The 15,220-nt window shown below is 48.0% G+C and carries 17 protein-coding genes and 1 pseudogene; 5 read left to right on the top strand and 13 right to left on the bottom strand.

The features are described 5' to 3' along the window. Positions 1 to 12: 12 nt before the first annotated feature. The 8 genes and pseudogenes from AB4Y93_RS15925 to AB4Y93_RS15890 all read right to left on the bottom strand — a co-directional run bounded on the left by AB4Y93_RS15925 (position 13) and on the right by AB4Y93_RS15890 (position 5,817). Positions 13 to 702 carry a sugar transferase gene (locus tag AB4Y93_RS15925; RefSeq protein WP_441893574.1) on the bottom strand — a complete coding sequence of 230 codons (690 nt, stop codon included), beginning with the start codon at positions 700 to 702 and terminating at the stop codon, positions 13 to 15. A gap of 12 nt (positions 703 to 714) precedes the next feature. Further along, positions 715 to 1,602 carry a UTP--glucose-1-phosphate uridylyltransferase GalU gene (galU, locus tag AB4Y93_RS15920; RefSeq protein WP_441893572.1) on the bottom strand — a complete coding sequence of 296 codons (888 nt, stop codon included), beginning with the start codon at positions 1,600 to 1,602 and terminating at the stop codon, positions 715 to 717. A 93-nt stretch (positions 1,603 to 1,695) separates the two neighbouring features. After that, entirely contained in the window at positions 1,696 to 2,454 is a 759-nt protein-coding gene (locus AB4Y93_RS15915) for a YveK family protein (protein ID WP_441893570.1), read from the bottom strand. A 274-nt stretch (positions 2,455 to 2,728) separates the two neighbouring features. After that, a pseudogene (locus AB4Y93_RS15910) lies at positions 2,729 to 2,836 on the bottom strand (transaldolase family protein); the annotation flags it as partial. A 90-nt stretch (positions 2,837 to 2,926) separates the two neighbouring features. Next, positions 2,927 to 3,334, bottom strand: a complete 408-nt coding sequence (ndk, locus tag AB4Y93_RS15905; RefSeq protein WP_441893568.1) for a nucleoside-diphosphate kinase — start codon at positions 3,332 to 3,334, stop codon at positions 2,927 to 2,929. A 25-nt stretch (positions 3,335 to 3,359) separates the two neighbouring features. Then, entirely contained in the window at positions 3,360 to 4,328 is a 969-nt protein-coding gene (glpX, locus tag AB4Y93_RS15900) for a class II fructose-bisphosphatase (RefSeq protein WP_441893566.1), read from the bottom strand. 68 nt (positions 4,329 to 4,396) lie between these two features. Beyond that, positions 4,397 to 5,194 (bottom strand): pyruvate, water dikinase regulatory protein, encoded by a 798-nt coding sequence (locus AB4Y93_RS15895; protein WP_441893564.1) that lies wholly within the window; start codon positions 5,192 to 5,194, stop codon positions 4,397 to 4,399. Between the two features lie 5 nt (positions 5,195 to 5,199). Then, on the bottom strand, positions 5,200 to 5,817 hold the full coding sequence (locus AB4Y93_RS15890) for a CBS domain-containing protein (RefSeq protein WP_441893562.1): 618 nt from the start codon (positions 5,815 to 5,817) through the stop codon (positions 5,200 to 5,202). A gap of 894 nt (positions 5,818 to 6,711) precedes the next feature. Here AB4Y93_RS15890 and AB4Y93_RS15885 point away from each other — a divergent pair. Then, positions 6,712 to 7,389 (top strand): DNA-binding response regulator, encoded by a 678-nt coding sequence (locus AB4Y93_RS15885; RefSeq protein ID WP_441893560.1) that lies wholly within the window; start codon positions 6,712 to 6,714, stop codon positions 7,387 to 7,389. Between the two features lie 94 nt (positions 7,390 to 7,483). Here AB4Y93_RS15885 and AB4Y93_RS15880 read toward each other — a convergent pair whose 3' ends face one another. Further along, complete coding sequence (locus tag AB4Y93_RS15880; RefSeq protein ID WP_441893558.1) at positions 7,484 to 9,268, bottom strand: M3 family oligoendopeptidase; 1,785 nt, start codon at positions 9,266 to 9,268, stop codon at positions 7,484 to 7,486. A gap of 274 nt (positions 9,269 to 9,542) precedes the next feature. Here AB4Y93_RS15880 and AB4Y93_RS15875 point away from each other — a divergent pair, with 274 nt between their 5' ends. Together AB4Y93_RS15875 and AB4Y93_RS15870 are read left to right on the top strand one after the other, a co-directional pair. Then, positions 9,543 to 9,734 carry a YycC family protein gene (locus tag AB4Y93_RS15875; RefSeq protein ID WP_441893557.1) on the top strand — a complete coding sequence of 64 codons (192 nt, stop codon included), beginning with the start codon at positions 9,543 to 9,545 and terminating at the stop codon, positions 9,732 to 9,734. Continuing rightward, a complete protein-coding gene (locus AB4Y93_RS15870) occupies positions 9,731 to 9,973 on the top strand; it encodes a hypothetical protein (RefSeq protein ID WP_441893555.1) in 243 nt (80 codons plus the stop codon). Before AB4Y93_RS15875 ends, AB4Y93_RS15870 begins: the two co-directional genes overlap by 4 nt. Positions 9,974 to 9,988: 15 nt before the next feature. On the opposite strand, the gene AB4Y93_RS15865 is transcribed toward AB4Y93_RS15870, so the two are convergent. Together AB4Y93_RS15865 and AB4Y93_RS15860 are read right to left on the bottom strand one after the other, a co-directional pair. Then, positions 9,989 to 10,708, bottom strand: coding sequence for a DUF2225 domain-containing protein (locus AB4Y93_RS15865; protein WP_441893554.1), 720 nt, complete (start codon positions 10,706 to 10,708; stop codon positions 9,989 to 9,991). A 14-nt stretch (positions 10,709 to 10,722) separates the two neighbouring features. Beyond that, a complete protein-coding gene (locus AB4Y93_RS15860) occupies positions 10,723 to 11,106 on the bottom strand; it encodes a globin domain-containing protein (RefSeq protein WP_441893553.1) in 384 nt (127 codons plus the stop codon). Positions 11,107 to 11,513: 407 nt separating this feature from the next. On the opposite strand from AB4Y93_RS15860, the gene ylbJ reads away from it, so the two are divergent. Together ylbJ and AB4Y93_RS15850 are read left to right on the top strand one after the other, a co-directional pair. After that, positions 11,514 to 12,578: a sporulation integral membrane protein YlbJ gene (gene ylbJ, locus AB4Y93_RS15855; RefSeq protein WP_441893551.1), complete on the top strand. Its 1,065-nt coding sequence runs from the start codon at positions 11,514 to 11,516 to the stop codon at positions 12,576 to 12,578. Between the two features lie 86 nt (positions 12,579 to 12,664). Next, entirely contained in the window at positions 12,665 to 13,453 is a 789-nt protein-coding gene (locus AB4Y93_RS15850; protein ID WP_441893549.1) for an NAD kinase, read from the top strand. Between the two features lie 58 nt (positions 13,454 to 13,511). Here the strand turns inward: AB4Y93_RS15850 and AB4Y93_RS15845 are convergent, their stop codons facing one another. Then, the gene (locus AB4Y93_RS15845) at positions 13,512 to 14,237 is read right to left on the bottom strand and encodes a YutD family protein (protein WP_441893547.1); all 726 of its coding nucleotides are present in this window, start codon (positions 14,235 to 14,237) and stop codon (positions 13,512 to 13,514) included. A gap of 35 nt (positions 14,238 to 14,272) precedes the next feature. Beyond that, positions 14,273 to 15,175, bottom strand: coding sequence for a lipoyl synthase (gene lipA / locus AB4Y93_RS15840; RefSeq protein ID WP_441893545.1), 903 nt, complete (start codon positions 15,173 to 15,175; stop codon positions 14,273 to 14,275). Positions 15,176 to 15,220: the final 45 nt, after the last annotated feature.

Here is a 15,220-nt window from a genome sequence, read left to right as displayed (position 1 = left end):
TTCGCTCTATCTCTAATAAGCGTTCTTGGAGCCGAACATGACCTTCACGGTAAGCAGGACCAGCTTCAGATCAAACAGAAATCCCCGCTCTTCGATATACTTCAAATCCAGCTCAACCATTTCCTGAAAGCTGAGCTCGTTACGGCCGCTAACCTGCCACAGCCCAGTGCATCCGGGCTGCACCTTAAGCCGAAGTTTATCGTAGCTGCTGTAGTCCTGTACCTCACGTGGCAATGCAGGACGTGGACCAACTAGTGACATATCGCCTTTAATCACATTCCATAACTGCGGCAGCTCATCGATACTTGTTTTCCGGATGAATTTCCCCACTTTCGTAATCCGGGGATCTTCCTTCATCTTAAACATGGCTCCTTCGATTTCATTCTGACTAAGCAGTCCTTCTAGCAGCTCCTCAGCATTGGCAACCATCGAGCGGAATTTAAACATCTTGAATACCTGCTCATTACGCCCGACCCGGGTTTGATAGAAGAAAACAGAGCCCTTTGGGCTTTCCAGCTTGATACACAAGGCAACGAGGAGAAAAATCGGAGCAAGTATGATTATTCCCGTGGTAGCGGCAATAAGATCAAACCCTCGCTTAATCATTAAATAAAGCCGTAAAGGCCGACGCTCGTAAGCCGTGTACAGGGTTGCGGCATCAAAGACCGCTTCGAGATCATTTTGCTGAGGGGTTGGAGCCATCACCTTTCACCTCTAATTAATCTTATTAGACTGCTCTCGCACGATCATTTCTTCCATAGCGGCAAGCAGAGGAATTCTAAGCTCATCATTTCTTAAAGCAAAATCAAGCGTTGTCGTAATGAAACCTAGCTTCTCCCCAACATCGTACCGAATCCCCTCGAAATCATAAGCATATACGCCCTGACTTTCATTCAGCCTCTGAATGGCATCCGTCAGCTGGATTTCGCCTCCAGTTCCTTCTTCTTGATTCTCCAAGTAATCGAATATTTCAGGGGTTAAAATATAACGTCCCATAATAGCAAGATTGGAAGGCGCCTGTCCCTTATTAGGCTTTTCGACAAAACGCTTCACCTGGTAGAGCCGATCAAACTTCTCCATTGGATCTACAATCCCGTATCGATCCGTCTGATCTTCCTTGACAGACTGAACACCAATAACAGAGCGGTCTGTCCGTTCGTACTGCTCAATCAATTGCTTCACGCACGGTACTTGCGACTGCACAATGTCGTCACCGAGCAGAACAGCGAATGGCTCATTACCGATAAAATTACGTGCGCACCATACCGCATGGCCAAGTCCTTTTGCTTCTTTTTGCCGGATGTAGTGGATAGCGACGTTTGATGAACGCCGAACCTCATCCAGCAAGTCAAACTTGCCTTTGCTGAACAAATTATGCTCCAGCTCGAAGGCATGGTCGAAATGATCCTCGATTGCCCTTTTCCCTTTGCCCGTTACGATAATGATGTCTTCGATGCCTGATGCAATTGCTTCTTCGACAATGTACTGAATCGTTGGCTTATCGACAATTGGCAGCATTTCTTTGGGCATAGCCTTTGTTGCCGGAAGGAACCGGGTTCCGAGTCCCGCAGCAGGTATAATTGCCTTTTTCACCTTATTCATTTCACTCTCACCCTCACCTATCCGTTTTTGTTTATCTCTATATAAAACAAAGCTCTGACAAAAGGTCCAGAGCTGCCAAACCCGGAGCAATCCTTACTGATTAAGTGTGGCGTATGATGCTTCTTTATGATCTTTTTTCATCAATATAGATGGTGGTTTCTTGGAAACTCCTAGATCCTGTCTATTGATTTTATTGATCAAGGCCAGAACAGGAAGATCCAGGGTTTGCAGCATTTCGGTCTCGCTCTTGATTGTGTCGTCCAAATAATCAAGTAGGAAGATAATGCCGACAGCCAGCATTAACGATACGATAAAGCTGATCAGCATGTTAAGAATAGGGCTATTGTTAATGGGACTCGGCACATCTTTCTCATCTGCCTTATCCAAAAGGGTGACGTTATCCACTTGCATGATATTTGGGATTTGTTCTTTGAAAATTTCGGATACCACATTTACAATTTGAGCTGCCTGCTGATAGGAAGAACCGCTGTACATGATGTCCATTACTTGCGATTCATCTGCGGAGGTGACTGTAACTTTCGAGGATAATTGGTCAGAGGTAACGCCAATATTAGGATTTTGCTCGACAACCTTATCCATAATGAAAGCTGATTCAACGATTTTCTTATAAGAGTTGATCAACATAACATTGGACTGCAATAATCCAAGATTAAGCGTTTCTACACCAGCCTGCTGCGGGGATTGATTGACAATAAGAGTTGCTTTAGCCTGATAGACAGGGGTTGTGAAAAAATAACTCTTAATGCCGGTTGCAACGACGGCGACTATGACGACGGCTGCGATCAACCACCACTTCTTCATCACGATCTGTACATACTGCTTTAGCTCCACACGCTTCCCTCCTGCAACCTGAGTAGGACTTTCGATACAAATCGTATCCTTATTTGTACTACTTACTTTAAGATACAAAACGTATCATTGTCAATAGCTTTTTCATGTGTTTTCATAACATTGCGACATTTTGTTGCATGGTAATTTTCTATAAAAAGCACAAAAACTCATGCAAACGGTTACCCGTTACATGAGTTTTTGTGTTTGAAACGACTCTGCAATTATAGCTTTCTATTGCCCCAATCACTTAGAAATCTCGCTACCCCAGCGTCGGTGCAGCCTGCTCAACATGACCAATATGCCGGTAACTACCAGTATCATCCAGGCGTCCGACAAAAGGACTAATATAGGTTGCTCCAGCCTTTGCAGCTATTAAGCCCTGTCCTTGAAGTCACGGCCTTCCTATGCAATCAGTGATGGATTCGTGATCACGCCGTCAACCAAAACAAGCTTCGCCTTGGTTCCTCATGCGTTACAGCTGATCTCCGAAAAACATTTGAATCTCATGTTCTGCGCTCTCGACAGAATCAGAACCATGCACAATATTGCTCTCTACACTTAGCGCAAAATCACCACGAATGGTACCGGCATCTGCATCCGATGGATTCGTCCGGCCAATCAAGGTACGGGCATTTTTTACGGCACCAGGGCCTTCCCAGACCATAGCGAAAGAAGGACCTGAAGTAATGAACTCGACTAACTCTCCGAAGAACGGCTTCGCTGCGTGCTCACTATAATGGCGCTCTGCCAAAGGCTTATCGATGTCGATCAATTTCGCCTGTATGAGCTTAAAGCCTTTGTGCTCGAATCTTGCTACTATGCTGCCGATTAATCCACGTTTCACACCATCGGGCTTCACCATGACAAAGGTTCGTTCCATTCCCATTCCTTCTTTCATTCCTAGTTTATTTGCGTAGAAGAGGCTTATTCGGCAGATAATGCAGGGACTTCACATATCGCACGGTACGGGTCTGCGCCCGCATCACCATCGAATGAGTCTCTGCCCGTTGATCCGGCATATAACGCACACCGCCAAGGAATTCTCCTGGCGTCACACCAGTCGCTGCAAAGATGACATCTCCATTACCTACCATATCGTCAATCGCTAATATTTTGCGAGGGTCAGACAGCCCCATAGAGACACAGCGCTCATATTGCTCTTCGCTTTCCGGCATCAGCCTGCCTTGAATCTCGCCGCCTAGACATTTGAGCGCAGCCGCTGCCAGCACACCTTCCGGCGCACCGCCTGAGCCAACATACAAATCGATGCCCGCTTCTGGGAAGGATGGTGCAAGTGCCCCAGCTACATCCCCATCCGACAAAAACTTGATGCGAACGCCGGCTGCTCTCAGCTCACGGGTCATATCCGCATGACGCTCCCTGTCCAGTATCATAACGGTCAGGTCCGTAATTGGCTTATCTAGCGCCAGTGCCGCCTTTTCCAGCGTCGTTCGGATTGGATCCTTTAGCGATAATTTCCCTGCAAGCTCAGGGCCAACTGCCAGCTTTTCCATATACATGTCGGGTGCATGGAGAAGCTGACCTTTGCCTGCTACAGCAAGAACAGCCATTGCATTGTTAAGACCTCTGGCAACGATCTCCGTCCCTTCAAGAGGATCGACGGCTACATCCACCTCAGGCCCTAACATGCTGCCCACTTGTTCACCGATATAGAGCATCGGCGCTTCATCCATCTCACCTTCACCAATGACGACCGTTCCGCGGATCGATACCGTATCAAACATACTCCGCATCGCTTCAGTCGCCGCACCATCGGCGCTGTTCTTATCTCCCCGGCCCATCCAAGGGGAGGCGGCAAGCGCCGCAAGCTCCGTGACTCGAACAAGCTCTAAAGACAATTCGCGTTCTAACATTAATTGGGCATCCTCTCATAACGTATTGCCATTTTTATGTGATAAATACGTTGGCAACGTTTTTTTATTTAGGATAAACGTTCAATAATGAGTCCTGCGGTCTCTTCAATCGCACGATTGGTGACGTCAATTACCGGACAGCCTAGTGATTCCATCACTTGAGTTGCATACTCCAGCTCCTCCAAAATACGCTCCATAGATGCATACTGGGCAGAGCCTGGAAGTCCTAGCGTCTTAAGTCTCTCGCTTCGAATGTGAAGCAGAGGCTCCGGCTGCATCGTCAGCCCAACAATCAATCTGCCAGGTGCTGGTGTTAGTTCGGCAGGTGGTCTGACTTCCGGCATAAGTGGTAAGTTAGCTGTTTTAATCCCCTTGTGGGATAGGAAAATGCTAAGTGGTGTTTTCGATGTGCGCGACACGCCAATCAGCACAACTTGTGCTTGCATGAATCCTCTTGCGTCCTTGCCGTCATCATATTTGACAGCGAATTCGATCGCATCCATACGGCGGTAATATTCATCATCGATGGAGTGGAGTAGTCCTGGCATGCGCTTTGGCGAACTGCCAAAGGTATCAACAAAAGCCTGCATCATTGGGCCCATCACATCGACCGCCCTCACACCCCGGCGAAAAGATTCTTCCTTCATAAGCTCACGCAGCTCGGGCTGAACAAGCGTATAGCTGATGAAGCCGCCCGTACTCGCCGCTTCCGCGACAATCTGAATCACTTCTTCTTCGGTCTTCATATGACCGAATCGTTTAATTTTTACATGATCCGATGCGAACTGACGCAGGGTTGCTTTTGCAACTGCCTCTGCCGTTTCCCCTACCGCATCTGAACAAACGTAGATAATCTGCTCTGACATAGCTCCTAATCCCCCAGTTCCGCAGCTGTTGCAATATCCGACATCAGCCGGATAATGTTCGATTTTGATACCCATCCGCTAATCTCCGGCCCGCCTTCGCCAGGTATAATGACAGGCAGGCAGTCAATTTGATGGAGCATCATCTTTCGAACCGCATCCGAAACGGATTCTTCCGGAACTAAGGTGACGATATTCGGATAACGTGTCATGACCATACTGACTGGCACAGTCGCTGCTCCCGGGTTTCCGAGCGTCATTTTCAGCAGATCCTTTGGTGTAACGATACCTGCCAGTTTTTTATCCTCGTTAACGATGAGCAGAGTATTCGCATTTTCAGTGAACAAGGTAATGACCGCATCATGAACGGACAACGTCTCCGGTATATTGACCGGTACCCCTTGAATTTCACGAACTTTGATATTGTCGAAGCGTTGCCGCGTTGCCGTATCGTCCGTTGAACGGTATGCCGTGCCGAGAAAATAACCAACCTTCGGCTTAGCATCAAGCAGGCCAAGCATGACAAGCAGCGACAAATCCGAACGCAGCGTCGGACGGCTGACGCCCATATATTCTGCAAGCTGTTCCCCTGTAATAGGCGCGTGCTTCTTAACTAGCTCTAGCAATTCTAGCTGGCGACTTGATAGCTGGATAACGGTTCACCCTTTCATTCTCTTTATTACACACATTTACCCATATAACCATCATTATTCGGAAATAATATATCACATATATATTTAATACACAATATATGTTCACAATCACGTCATATGTGCTCTATTTATGCTACTATCACCCTGCTTTTCACGCCGTTGGGGACCTACCCTTATCGGCCTTAGTACGGCTTTTAAGACTTATTTGGCTACTTACACCCAAGCGGACCAGCTCAAACCCACTGTAGTACGGTTTTTCTGTCTTATTCGGCTACTTTCACCCTACCCGGACACACTCGGACCCACTGCAGTACGGTTTTTCCGTCTTATTCAGTTACTTTCACCCCACCATACTCGCTCATACCCGCTGTAGTACGGTTTTTCCGTCTTATTCGGCTACTTTCCCCCCAATAGACTTACTCATACCTGTTGTAGTACGGTTTTTCCGTCTTATTTGGCTACTTTCGCCCCGCCGGACCCACTCATACCTGCTGTAGTAAGGTTTTACCGTCTTATTCGGCTACTTTCATACCACCATACTCGCTCATACCCGCTGTAGTACTGTTTTTCCGTCTTATTCGGCTACTTTCACCCCACTAGACTCACTCATACCAGCTGTAGTACGGTTTTTCCGTCTTATTCGGCTGCTTTCGCTCCTCCGGACCCACTCGTACCGGCTACAGTACGGTTTTTCCGTCTTATTTGACTCTCGCACCTATCAACACTCTCTCCCCCTTGATCAGATCATCCATATAATGGTACAATCTACACAAATCAAACATTCGGTCGTGAAGAACACGCCGTTTTCCTCAACGCATGATGTTGAGGTGAGCGGCGTGTTTTATTTTGGAGAGGAGCCCCGACATCATGTCATTCCAAATCTTTCACCAAAAATGGTACGAAAAGCATCTGAAGCTGCGTAAAGGAAAAGCAAAGGAAAGACTTCAACATGGGCATGCCCACGCAGAAATTCTATTCCTCCAGAACGTATGGTACCCGGCTTTCCGCTCTTTTGATCATCTGCACCCTGAATACGAAGTTTCTGATTTCCGCGATGGCACACGATTCCTTGATTTCGCTTATATCAAATACCCATTGAAGCTGAATATTGAAATCGATGGCTACGGACCACACTTTTCGCAAGCCAGCCGGACACAATTCTCCGATGAGCGTATACGCCAGAATCATCTTGTTATTGACGGCTGGAGAATCCTCAGATTCTCCTACGACGATGTGACTGAACGTCCACGCATGTGCGAGCAAATCGTACAGCAGTTCATGAGTACCTGGCTCGATCAGCATTATACCCAGCGCCCATCAGAAGCGATCATCCAGCAAGAGGTGCTCCGTCTTGCCCTTCGCTCACCTCAGCCCATTCGTCCCAGCGATGTTAGTAATTATTTAAACATTCATATTGAGACTGCGCGACGAATCCTCCGAAACCTAACGCAGCAAAATAAACTCATCCCAAATGGTTCTGGGACATTGCGCGTACATTCTTATGTAGTTAATAAAGCAAATGTTGATGAGAGGGTTATTCTTTAAAATGGATTAAGGCTCCTCCGATTAAGCGCACTTAAAAGCATAAAAAAGGCGCATCATCCATAGGATGACACGCCTCCTTCACGTTACAAACCTTTTATTCCGTGAGCTCCAGGAACAAGTCGATATCCTTCGTTGTAAGCTCAACCGCATCACGCCAGAAATCTGCTTCATCCAGCTTAACACCAAGATGCTTCTGTGCGAGCTCCTCTACAGTCATACGACCCGTATCCCGCAGCAGCTGCACATAACGGTCGGCAAATGCCGGACCTTCCTGCTGAGCACGGGCATAGATGCCTGCGCTGAACAAGTAGCCAAACGTGTACGGGAAGTTATAGAACGGCACACTCGTAATGTAGAAATGCAGCTTGGATGCCCAGAAGTGTGGGTGCACTTCGCCAAGCGCTCCGTTGTATGCCTCGCGCTGTGACTCCACCATCAGACTGTTCAGCTTCTCTACTGGCACAATGCCAAGCTTACGCTGCTCATAGAACCGCGTCTCAAACAGTACCCGTGCGTGGATGTTCATGAAAAAGGCTACAGCGTTCTGGATTTTGTCTTCCAATAGGCCTAGCTTCTCTTCCTTGTTGACAGCCGTCTTCATCGCCGAATCCGACACAATCAGCTCTGCGAATGTTGACGCCGTCTCTGCCACATTCATCGCATATTCCTGCGACAACGCGGGCAGGTCATCCATCACATATTGATGATATGCATGGCCAAGCTCATGAGCAAGTGTTGATACATTATCCGCTGTGCCCGAGTACGTCATGAAAATCCGGGTCTGACGGCTTTTCGGGAAAGAGGTGCAGAAACCACCCGGGCGTTTACCTGCACGATCCTCGGCTTCAATCCAGCCATCCCGGAATGCCATCTCAGAGAAGTCTGCCATGTCGGGACTGAACTTGCGGAACTGCTCCACAATAAACTTCGCGCCTTCGTCAAAGCTAACTGTCCGTGCAGAAGAGCCAAGTGGTGCACTGACATCATGCCAATCCAGCTTCTCTAGACCAAGCAGCTTCGCCTTACGCTCCAAATAACGGACCAGCTTTGGCTTGCCCTCATTGATGGCAGACCACATCGCATTAAAAGTCGCTTCGCTCATCCGATTAATTTGCAGAGGCTCCTTTAGTACCGAATCCCAACCGCGTTTGTCGTACAGCTTCAGACGGAAGCCAGCAAGACGGTTAAGGGAATCTGCGCACAGCTCCGCCGCATCGCCCCACTCCCGTTCCCACTCAGCAAACGCCCGAATACGAACCGAACGGTCACCGTCCGACAGTCGATTGAACATTTGTCCTGCGGACAATACTTTTTCCTTACCCTCTTCATCTACATCTGTAAACTTCGCCCTGGATACAATCAAGTCATAGAGAGCGCCCCAGCCATGATAGCCATCAACCGCCAGATCGCCAGCTAATGCTTCAAGCTCAGGAGCCAGCTTCTCCTTCGCCAGCTCACGCCGTTCAGACAAGCTGAATGCCACTTCTGCGAGGGGGCCGTCACTAATGATTCCTGCCCATTCTTCATCACCGATCTGACGAAGTTCACTATCATAACGGGTTAATACCCCCAGCAGCTTAGCATTAAGCGTCTTCACCCGGTCGCTTAAGCCGCTTGCTGCTGAGTCCTTCATATTTTGCGCCTGCAAGCATTCCACAAAAGATTCCGACTGGCGCAGACGAATCAGCACAGATTGTATAATAGCCGTCGTCTCCTCAATCTTCTTCTTTGTTTCTGTGCCGCTGCTTGAGAACAGTCTTTCCAGCTCGGCGACATCTTTATCCATTCCGTTAAGCTCTCCGGCGAAAGCGGCTGAATTCGAGCCTCCTTCATAAAACGTCTCCAAATCCCATTTCATCGGGTAATTACCTGTCGTCATTCTGCCGTTCCTCTCCTTCATTCTCATTTAGGCTATGTAAGCCTTCATCAAAAACACCGCCACAAAAGATCGCGAAATAAATTTGCGCAATCTCTATCAGCGGTGTATAACTTAATTATATCTAAATTACACTTACGAAGTAAGAATTATTGCAAAGAACGCGCTAATTCTTTTAAGCTCATGCTTACGAAGTAAGAATTACTTCGCAATTCTTTTAAGCTCATGCTTACGAAGTAAGAATTACTTCGCAATTCTTTTAAGGAGGAATAACACCATGTCTCAACCATTGCAAATCTCGCCCGACACAGCCATTAAGCTGTCCAAGCAGCTTGGCGTGCCGATCGAACATTTGATGCATATGCCTAAACATATTTTGCTGCAAAAGCTTACTGAACTTGCAAAAGCGGAAGCAGAGGCTAATAAGCCGTCTGAATCCGCTCCTGGTTCTGAGGAGTCTTCCTCATGATTCCATTCGAGAAGACTTGGCCTTACGACATTATTATGAAGGATATATACGTTCCAAGCTGCCCCTTCTGCGGCAATGATAACGTTCTAATTCCTCTGCGTGTCCGTGAGATCGAAGAGATTCATCACGGCAAAAAAAGACTGCTCGTCTTTCCTTGCTGTCATAACAAAGTCACGATCCTTGATATGGATAATGACTATATGCTAACGGATCAACCGCTGCGCAGGCTGACCCGTTAATGTTGGACAAGCCAGTTAAGCCGTCGTTTGCACAGGAGAATCCCCTTCGCTTTCGCCCGATGATACTGGCTGTCCACTATTCAGCTGCTCGCGGATCAGCTGCCATTGCTCGCGGCTTTTCCGAATCATAGCGGCATCCATAATTCGCTTGTCGCCAACGATTCGAGAGAACCATTTGACCGCTTCATTAAGCTCGCCGGTCCGCCTGTTCAGTTCCCCAATCAGATACATGAGCTTCGCGTTGTTCAGCTCCGATCCTTCTTCCTCGAATACTTTTATATACGCTTGCAGTGCGAACCGCATAAACCGCTGTTCCTCCTGCTGATTGCTCTCATAACGATATAACCACGCTATATGATGCAAAATGCCTGCAATAACTCTCTGTTTTTCGCCAATCGCTTGTGCCGATAATAAGCCAAGCTTGTACACTTTCATAGCTCCAGCAGCATCTCGTTCTCCACCATAATCACACATCGTCCAACGTGTACCGATCTGCGTATGGTAGTCTTTCTTTTGACGCTCTGTAAGCCTCTGTGTCCCATTCTCTGTTGTTGCAAATCCGCAAGTCGGACAGACTCGGACAACATAATAATCCGGATTCGCTTCCGACCGGTAATACCCGCAAAAATCAGAATCCATAGACATCGCCTTCTTAAAGCTCGGGCGAACGCGTGATGTCGTAAAGATGGTTTCACAACAAATGCAATTCATCTTTGTCTGATAGAGCGGCTCCATACCAATCCCATCTCCTATTCGGGTGTGTTCACAAAATGGTGGGCAGGACCTGATAGTCTTTCAATAATGTACAATTGCAGCTGTTCATCCAAGCCGGAAACCTCTTGTAATGCTCTTCTCATACAATCGAGCCAAGCTTCAGCATGTTTCGGCGTTATCGGAAAAGGCATATGCCGTGCCCGCATCATTGGATGACCATATTCATCGGAAAATAACATTGGCCCTCCAAAAAACTGCGTCAAAAACATAATCTGCTTCTCCATAACGGGAAGGATATTATCCGGAAAAAGTGGGCCCAGCAGCTCATGCGCTTGTACCTTAGGGTAAAAAGACTCAACTATTCGTCTTAAAGACTCAGCTCCACCAATTGCTTCATAAAGGCTTATATTCCTATTCATCGTCAATTTCATCTCCAAAATGTAGGTATTTAGTATTATATCATAAAAAAAAATCCCGCATCGTCTCCAATGCGGGATGGTTATCAATAAGCCGAAACGATACGTGTTAACCTTCGTAGTCCTCTTCTCCCGGTGCTGTTAAGGATTCTCGGATGACATATACAAATGCACAGACCAGAATGCCAGCGATTATACTCATTCTCATCACTCCAAGCCTTCAAAGGTACTTTCATTGTAACATAAAAAAACGGACCGTCCAGCCCTTTTTTGCAAGCGTTTTCTTAGAATTATGAAAAAAATTTTTGTACAATAAATCCTTCAAAAGTGATGGATGTCCCACTTTCTTCATATACCTCATGTAGAGGTTGTACATTATGCCTGCCGTATATTCAAAGGAGGACGTATTTATGCTCCGAACGCTTACCCGTCCGGCCTCGCTAACAGGCCTTTGTGCCTTGCTTATCGCCTTACTAATGGCGGTTTTCCCGGCTCAAACGCTGGAATCCTCACTTCGGGGGTTATCGATATGGTGGCAAGTGTTATTTCCTGCCCTTTTCCCTTTCTTCGTCATCTCCGAGCTGCTGCTCGGCTTTGGAATCGTCCATTTCTTCGGCAAGCTGCTTGATCCGCTCATGAGACCGCTATTCCGGCTTCCGGGCATCGGCAGCTTTGTCGTTACAATGGGCTATGTATCCGGTTATCCAGTAGGAGCACGGCTTACTGCTCAGTTATGGGAGCAGGGACTCGTGAATCGGGCGGAAGGGGAGCGCCTTGTCGCTTTCACCACCACATCGGATCCGATCTTTCTGATTGGAGCCGTATCCGTTGGCTTTTTCCACAATGCGGCCTTAGCTCCTGTGATTGCAGCTGCCCACTATGGCGGAGCATTTATCATCGGGCTTCTCATGCGCTTCCATGATCGGCAGGCGCCGATCACGGAGTCTCCTGTTCATCGCCGTGCCCATCAACGGCGTACCTCCCGCCTGGTCGAGGCGACCAAAGCCATGCATGGAGCAAGGCTTCTTGACGGCAGAACTCTCGGCAAGCTGCTGCAGGACAGTATCCAATCAGCGCTTCGTCTTATGATCGTTGTTGGCGGCCTTGTCGTTTTTTTCTCCGTTGTGATGGAGCTTCTGACACGTGCTGGTGTTGTTGAGGTATTAGCTGAGGGGCTGCGGCTGTTGTTTGGAGCAATTGGACTTCCCGCTAAGCTGGCCGATGCCAGTATTTTTGGCTTATTCGAGGTTACTCTTGGGGCAAGGGCTGCAGGCGAGGCTGGTACGGGTCTTATGCACCAGACTGCAATTGCCGTTTGGATTCTTTCTTGGGGAGGACTTTCTGTACATGCCCAAGTACTCAGCTTGTTAAGCCGCACGGACCTTCGTTATCTTCCGCTTATGTTCGCCCGCCTGGCGCATGGCTTCATCTCTGTTGTGCTAGTCTATATGTTATGGGGATGGCTGGCACCTTAAACTTTGTGCTCAGCGTTGAATTTGAAACCATATTCCTATATCATCAATAGTACTATGCAATGTGTCCGGAAGGGGTTTAAAATTTCTTGAAATATGCAATCATCGATCGTGGCGATCAATTATCGAAATCATTGGCGGAGCAATTCCATCTGCTTGCGGCGGGGCGCGGACTCACGCGTCATGACGACGCACCCGACATTATCGTGTCTATCGGCGGAGATGGAACGCTGCTTCAAGCTTTCCACAAATATGTTGACCGGGTAACCGACGTATCCTTTGTTGGGATTCATACCGGCCATCTTGGCTTTTATGCGGATTGGAAAGCGGATGAATTAGAGGAGCTTGTCACCATGATGGCAGAAGAAACGCCCCACATCGTCCGTTATCCATTAGCTGAGATCGCGGTGGAAACAGTCGAACAGAACTATTACTACCTTGCCCTGAACGAATTTACATTAAAAGGCGTTGATGCGACACTGGTCGTACAACTAAGAGTTAATGACGAATCCTTCGAGATGTTCCGCGGGGACGGAATCGTTATCTCTACCCCTTCGGGAAGCACCGCTTATAACAAAAGTGTCGGCGGCGCCATCGTACATCCTTCGATTGAATCGCTGCAGATTGCAGAGATCGCATCGATCAATAACCGCGTCTATCGAACTCTTGGCTCGTCCTTCCTGCTGCCGCAGCATCATCACTGCGATATCAGCTCCAAGAAGGATCAGCGCTTGCTGCTGACTATTGACCACCTCAGCTTCCAACGGACCGATATTCGCTCCATTCGCTGCAGTGTATCCACAAGGAAAGTCAGCTTTGCCCGCTATCGCCCGTTCCCGTTCTGGAACCGCGTCCGCGACGCGTTTGTCGATATGTAGGTACAAAATAGGGGCTGTCCATAAGGTCGATACGACTTTTGGACAGCCCCTATTCTTCTTATTGACGACTTCCTTGTTCCTTGCCTTGCTCCTTGTTACTGTGTTCCCTGCCCTGCTCTCTGCCTCTTTCCCTGTCTCTTGGCTTTTGTCCCGATTGTGCATGGGATTGGACTGGCACTTGCTCAGATGCTGCGGCTACATCTTTGCCCGCTGCCGGCCTAATTGGCTTCTTGCCGTTTGGACGATAGCTTTTCCGATGCTGCTCCTTACCGCTCTTGTGCTGTTGCTGCCGGGCAGGCTGCGGAGATTCTTCACTACTGCGTGGACTTCTTCCCGTTGCTGTGCTTTCACGGGCTGCTGCGGCTGCACCAGCCAAGATGGCATCAGCAAGCAAGGAGGAAGCTCCTGTCTCCAGTTCTTCCTCGGGGTAACGCCTGTCCGAAGTGAGAGTCTCCTGCTTCAGCGAAGCTTCCTGATCTTCTGCTTCTTCTTCGTCAGTTGATTTCTTCACTGTACCTGTCTTCTCCAAAACAAAATAGGCACAGCCGAAATTGCAGTATTCATTAATATAGTCAGACATCCCCGAGAATGAGCTATCCTTGGTCACCTTCATATGGTTGTCCCGGAAGAACCCCTTCAGGCGCAACTGGCTGTAACCCCAATCGCCGATAATAAAATCGTAACGCTCCAGTACCTCACTATAACGGTCCTTGAACGCGTCTACATTCCAGCCATTGCGATTCTCATGAATAAGTTCATAAATTTTGCCGCCAACTTGGATCAATTCCGTTTCCCCTCTTTCGAATTCCCCAATAGAAGCTATGCGTTGCTAAGCTCGCGTTCTTGCGCAGCCGCCGCGGAATCGGTCTGTTCATGAGCATGATAGGAGCTTCTTACAAGCGGACCCGACTCGACATGACGGAATCCACGCTTGTATCCTTCTTCTTTCAAGCTTTTGAATTCATCCGGGTGAACATAACGTTCAATCGGCATATGGTTTGGCGTTGGCTGCAAATATTGGCCTAATGTCAAAATATTACAATCCACCGCCCGAAGATCATCCATCGCCTGAAGTACTTCCTCATACGTTTCGCCAACGCCAAGCATAATGCTTGATTTCGTTGGGATTTTTGGATTCATTTCCTTCGCGCGTCTCAGCAGCTCCAGTGATCGTCTGTATTTTGCCTTCGCCCGTACACGATTGGACATTCTCTCAACCGTCTCGATATTATGGTTTAGAATGTCTGGTTTGGCATCCATGACAACTTGAAGGGCATCGCTATTCCCCATAAAATCCGGAATCAGCACTTCTACCCGGCAGAACGGCATCCGTTCACGGATCGCACGGATTGTACCTGCGAAAATTGCAGCACCGCCATCGGCAAGATCATCCCTTGCAACCGATGTAACAACGCAGTGGCGAAGCCCCATTTGCTCCGCTGCTTCCGCTACACGTTCCGGTTCCTGAAGATCAAGCTCTGTAGGCAGCCCTGTCTTAACAGCGCAGAAACGGCAAGCCCGCGTACAAATATCACCTAGAATCATGAAGGTTGCTGTACGGTTCGCCCAGCATTCATATATATTCGGGCAGCGTGCTTCCTCACAGACGGTATGCAGCGTTTTTGTACGCATCATATCTTTAATTTCTGTGTAGTTGCCTTCAGTTGTTAGTTTTATTTTAAGCCAGTCCGGCTTTTTCAGTTTTTCTTTACTCGATTTCATTGGAATTCCCTGCTTTCACTTTCAATTGGACAGCTGAATCTCACC

The organism is Paenibacillus sp. YAF4_2 (genome assembly GCF_052113225.1).
Taxonomy (GTDB): domain Bacteria; phylum Bacillota; class Bacilli; order Paenibacillales; family Paenibacillaceae; genus Pristimantibacillus.
This window is presented reverse-complemented; position numbering and strand designations above follow the sequence as displayed.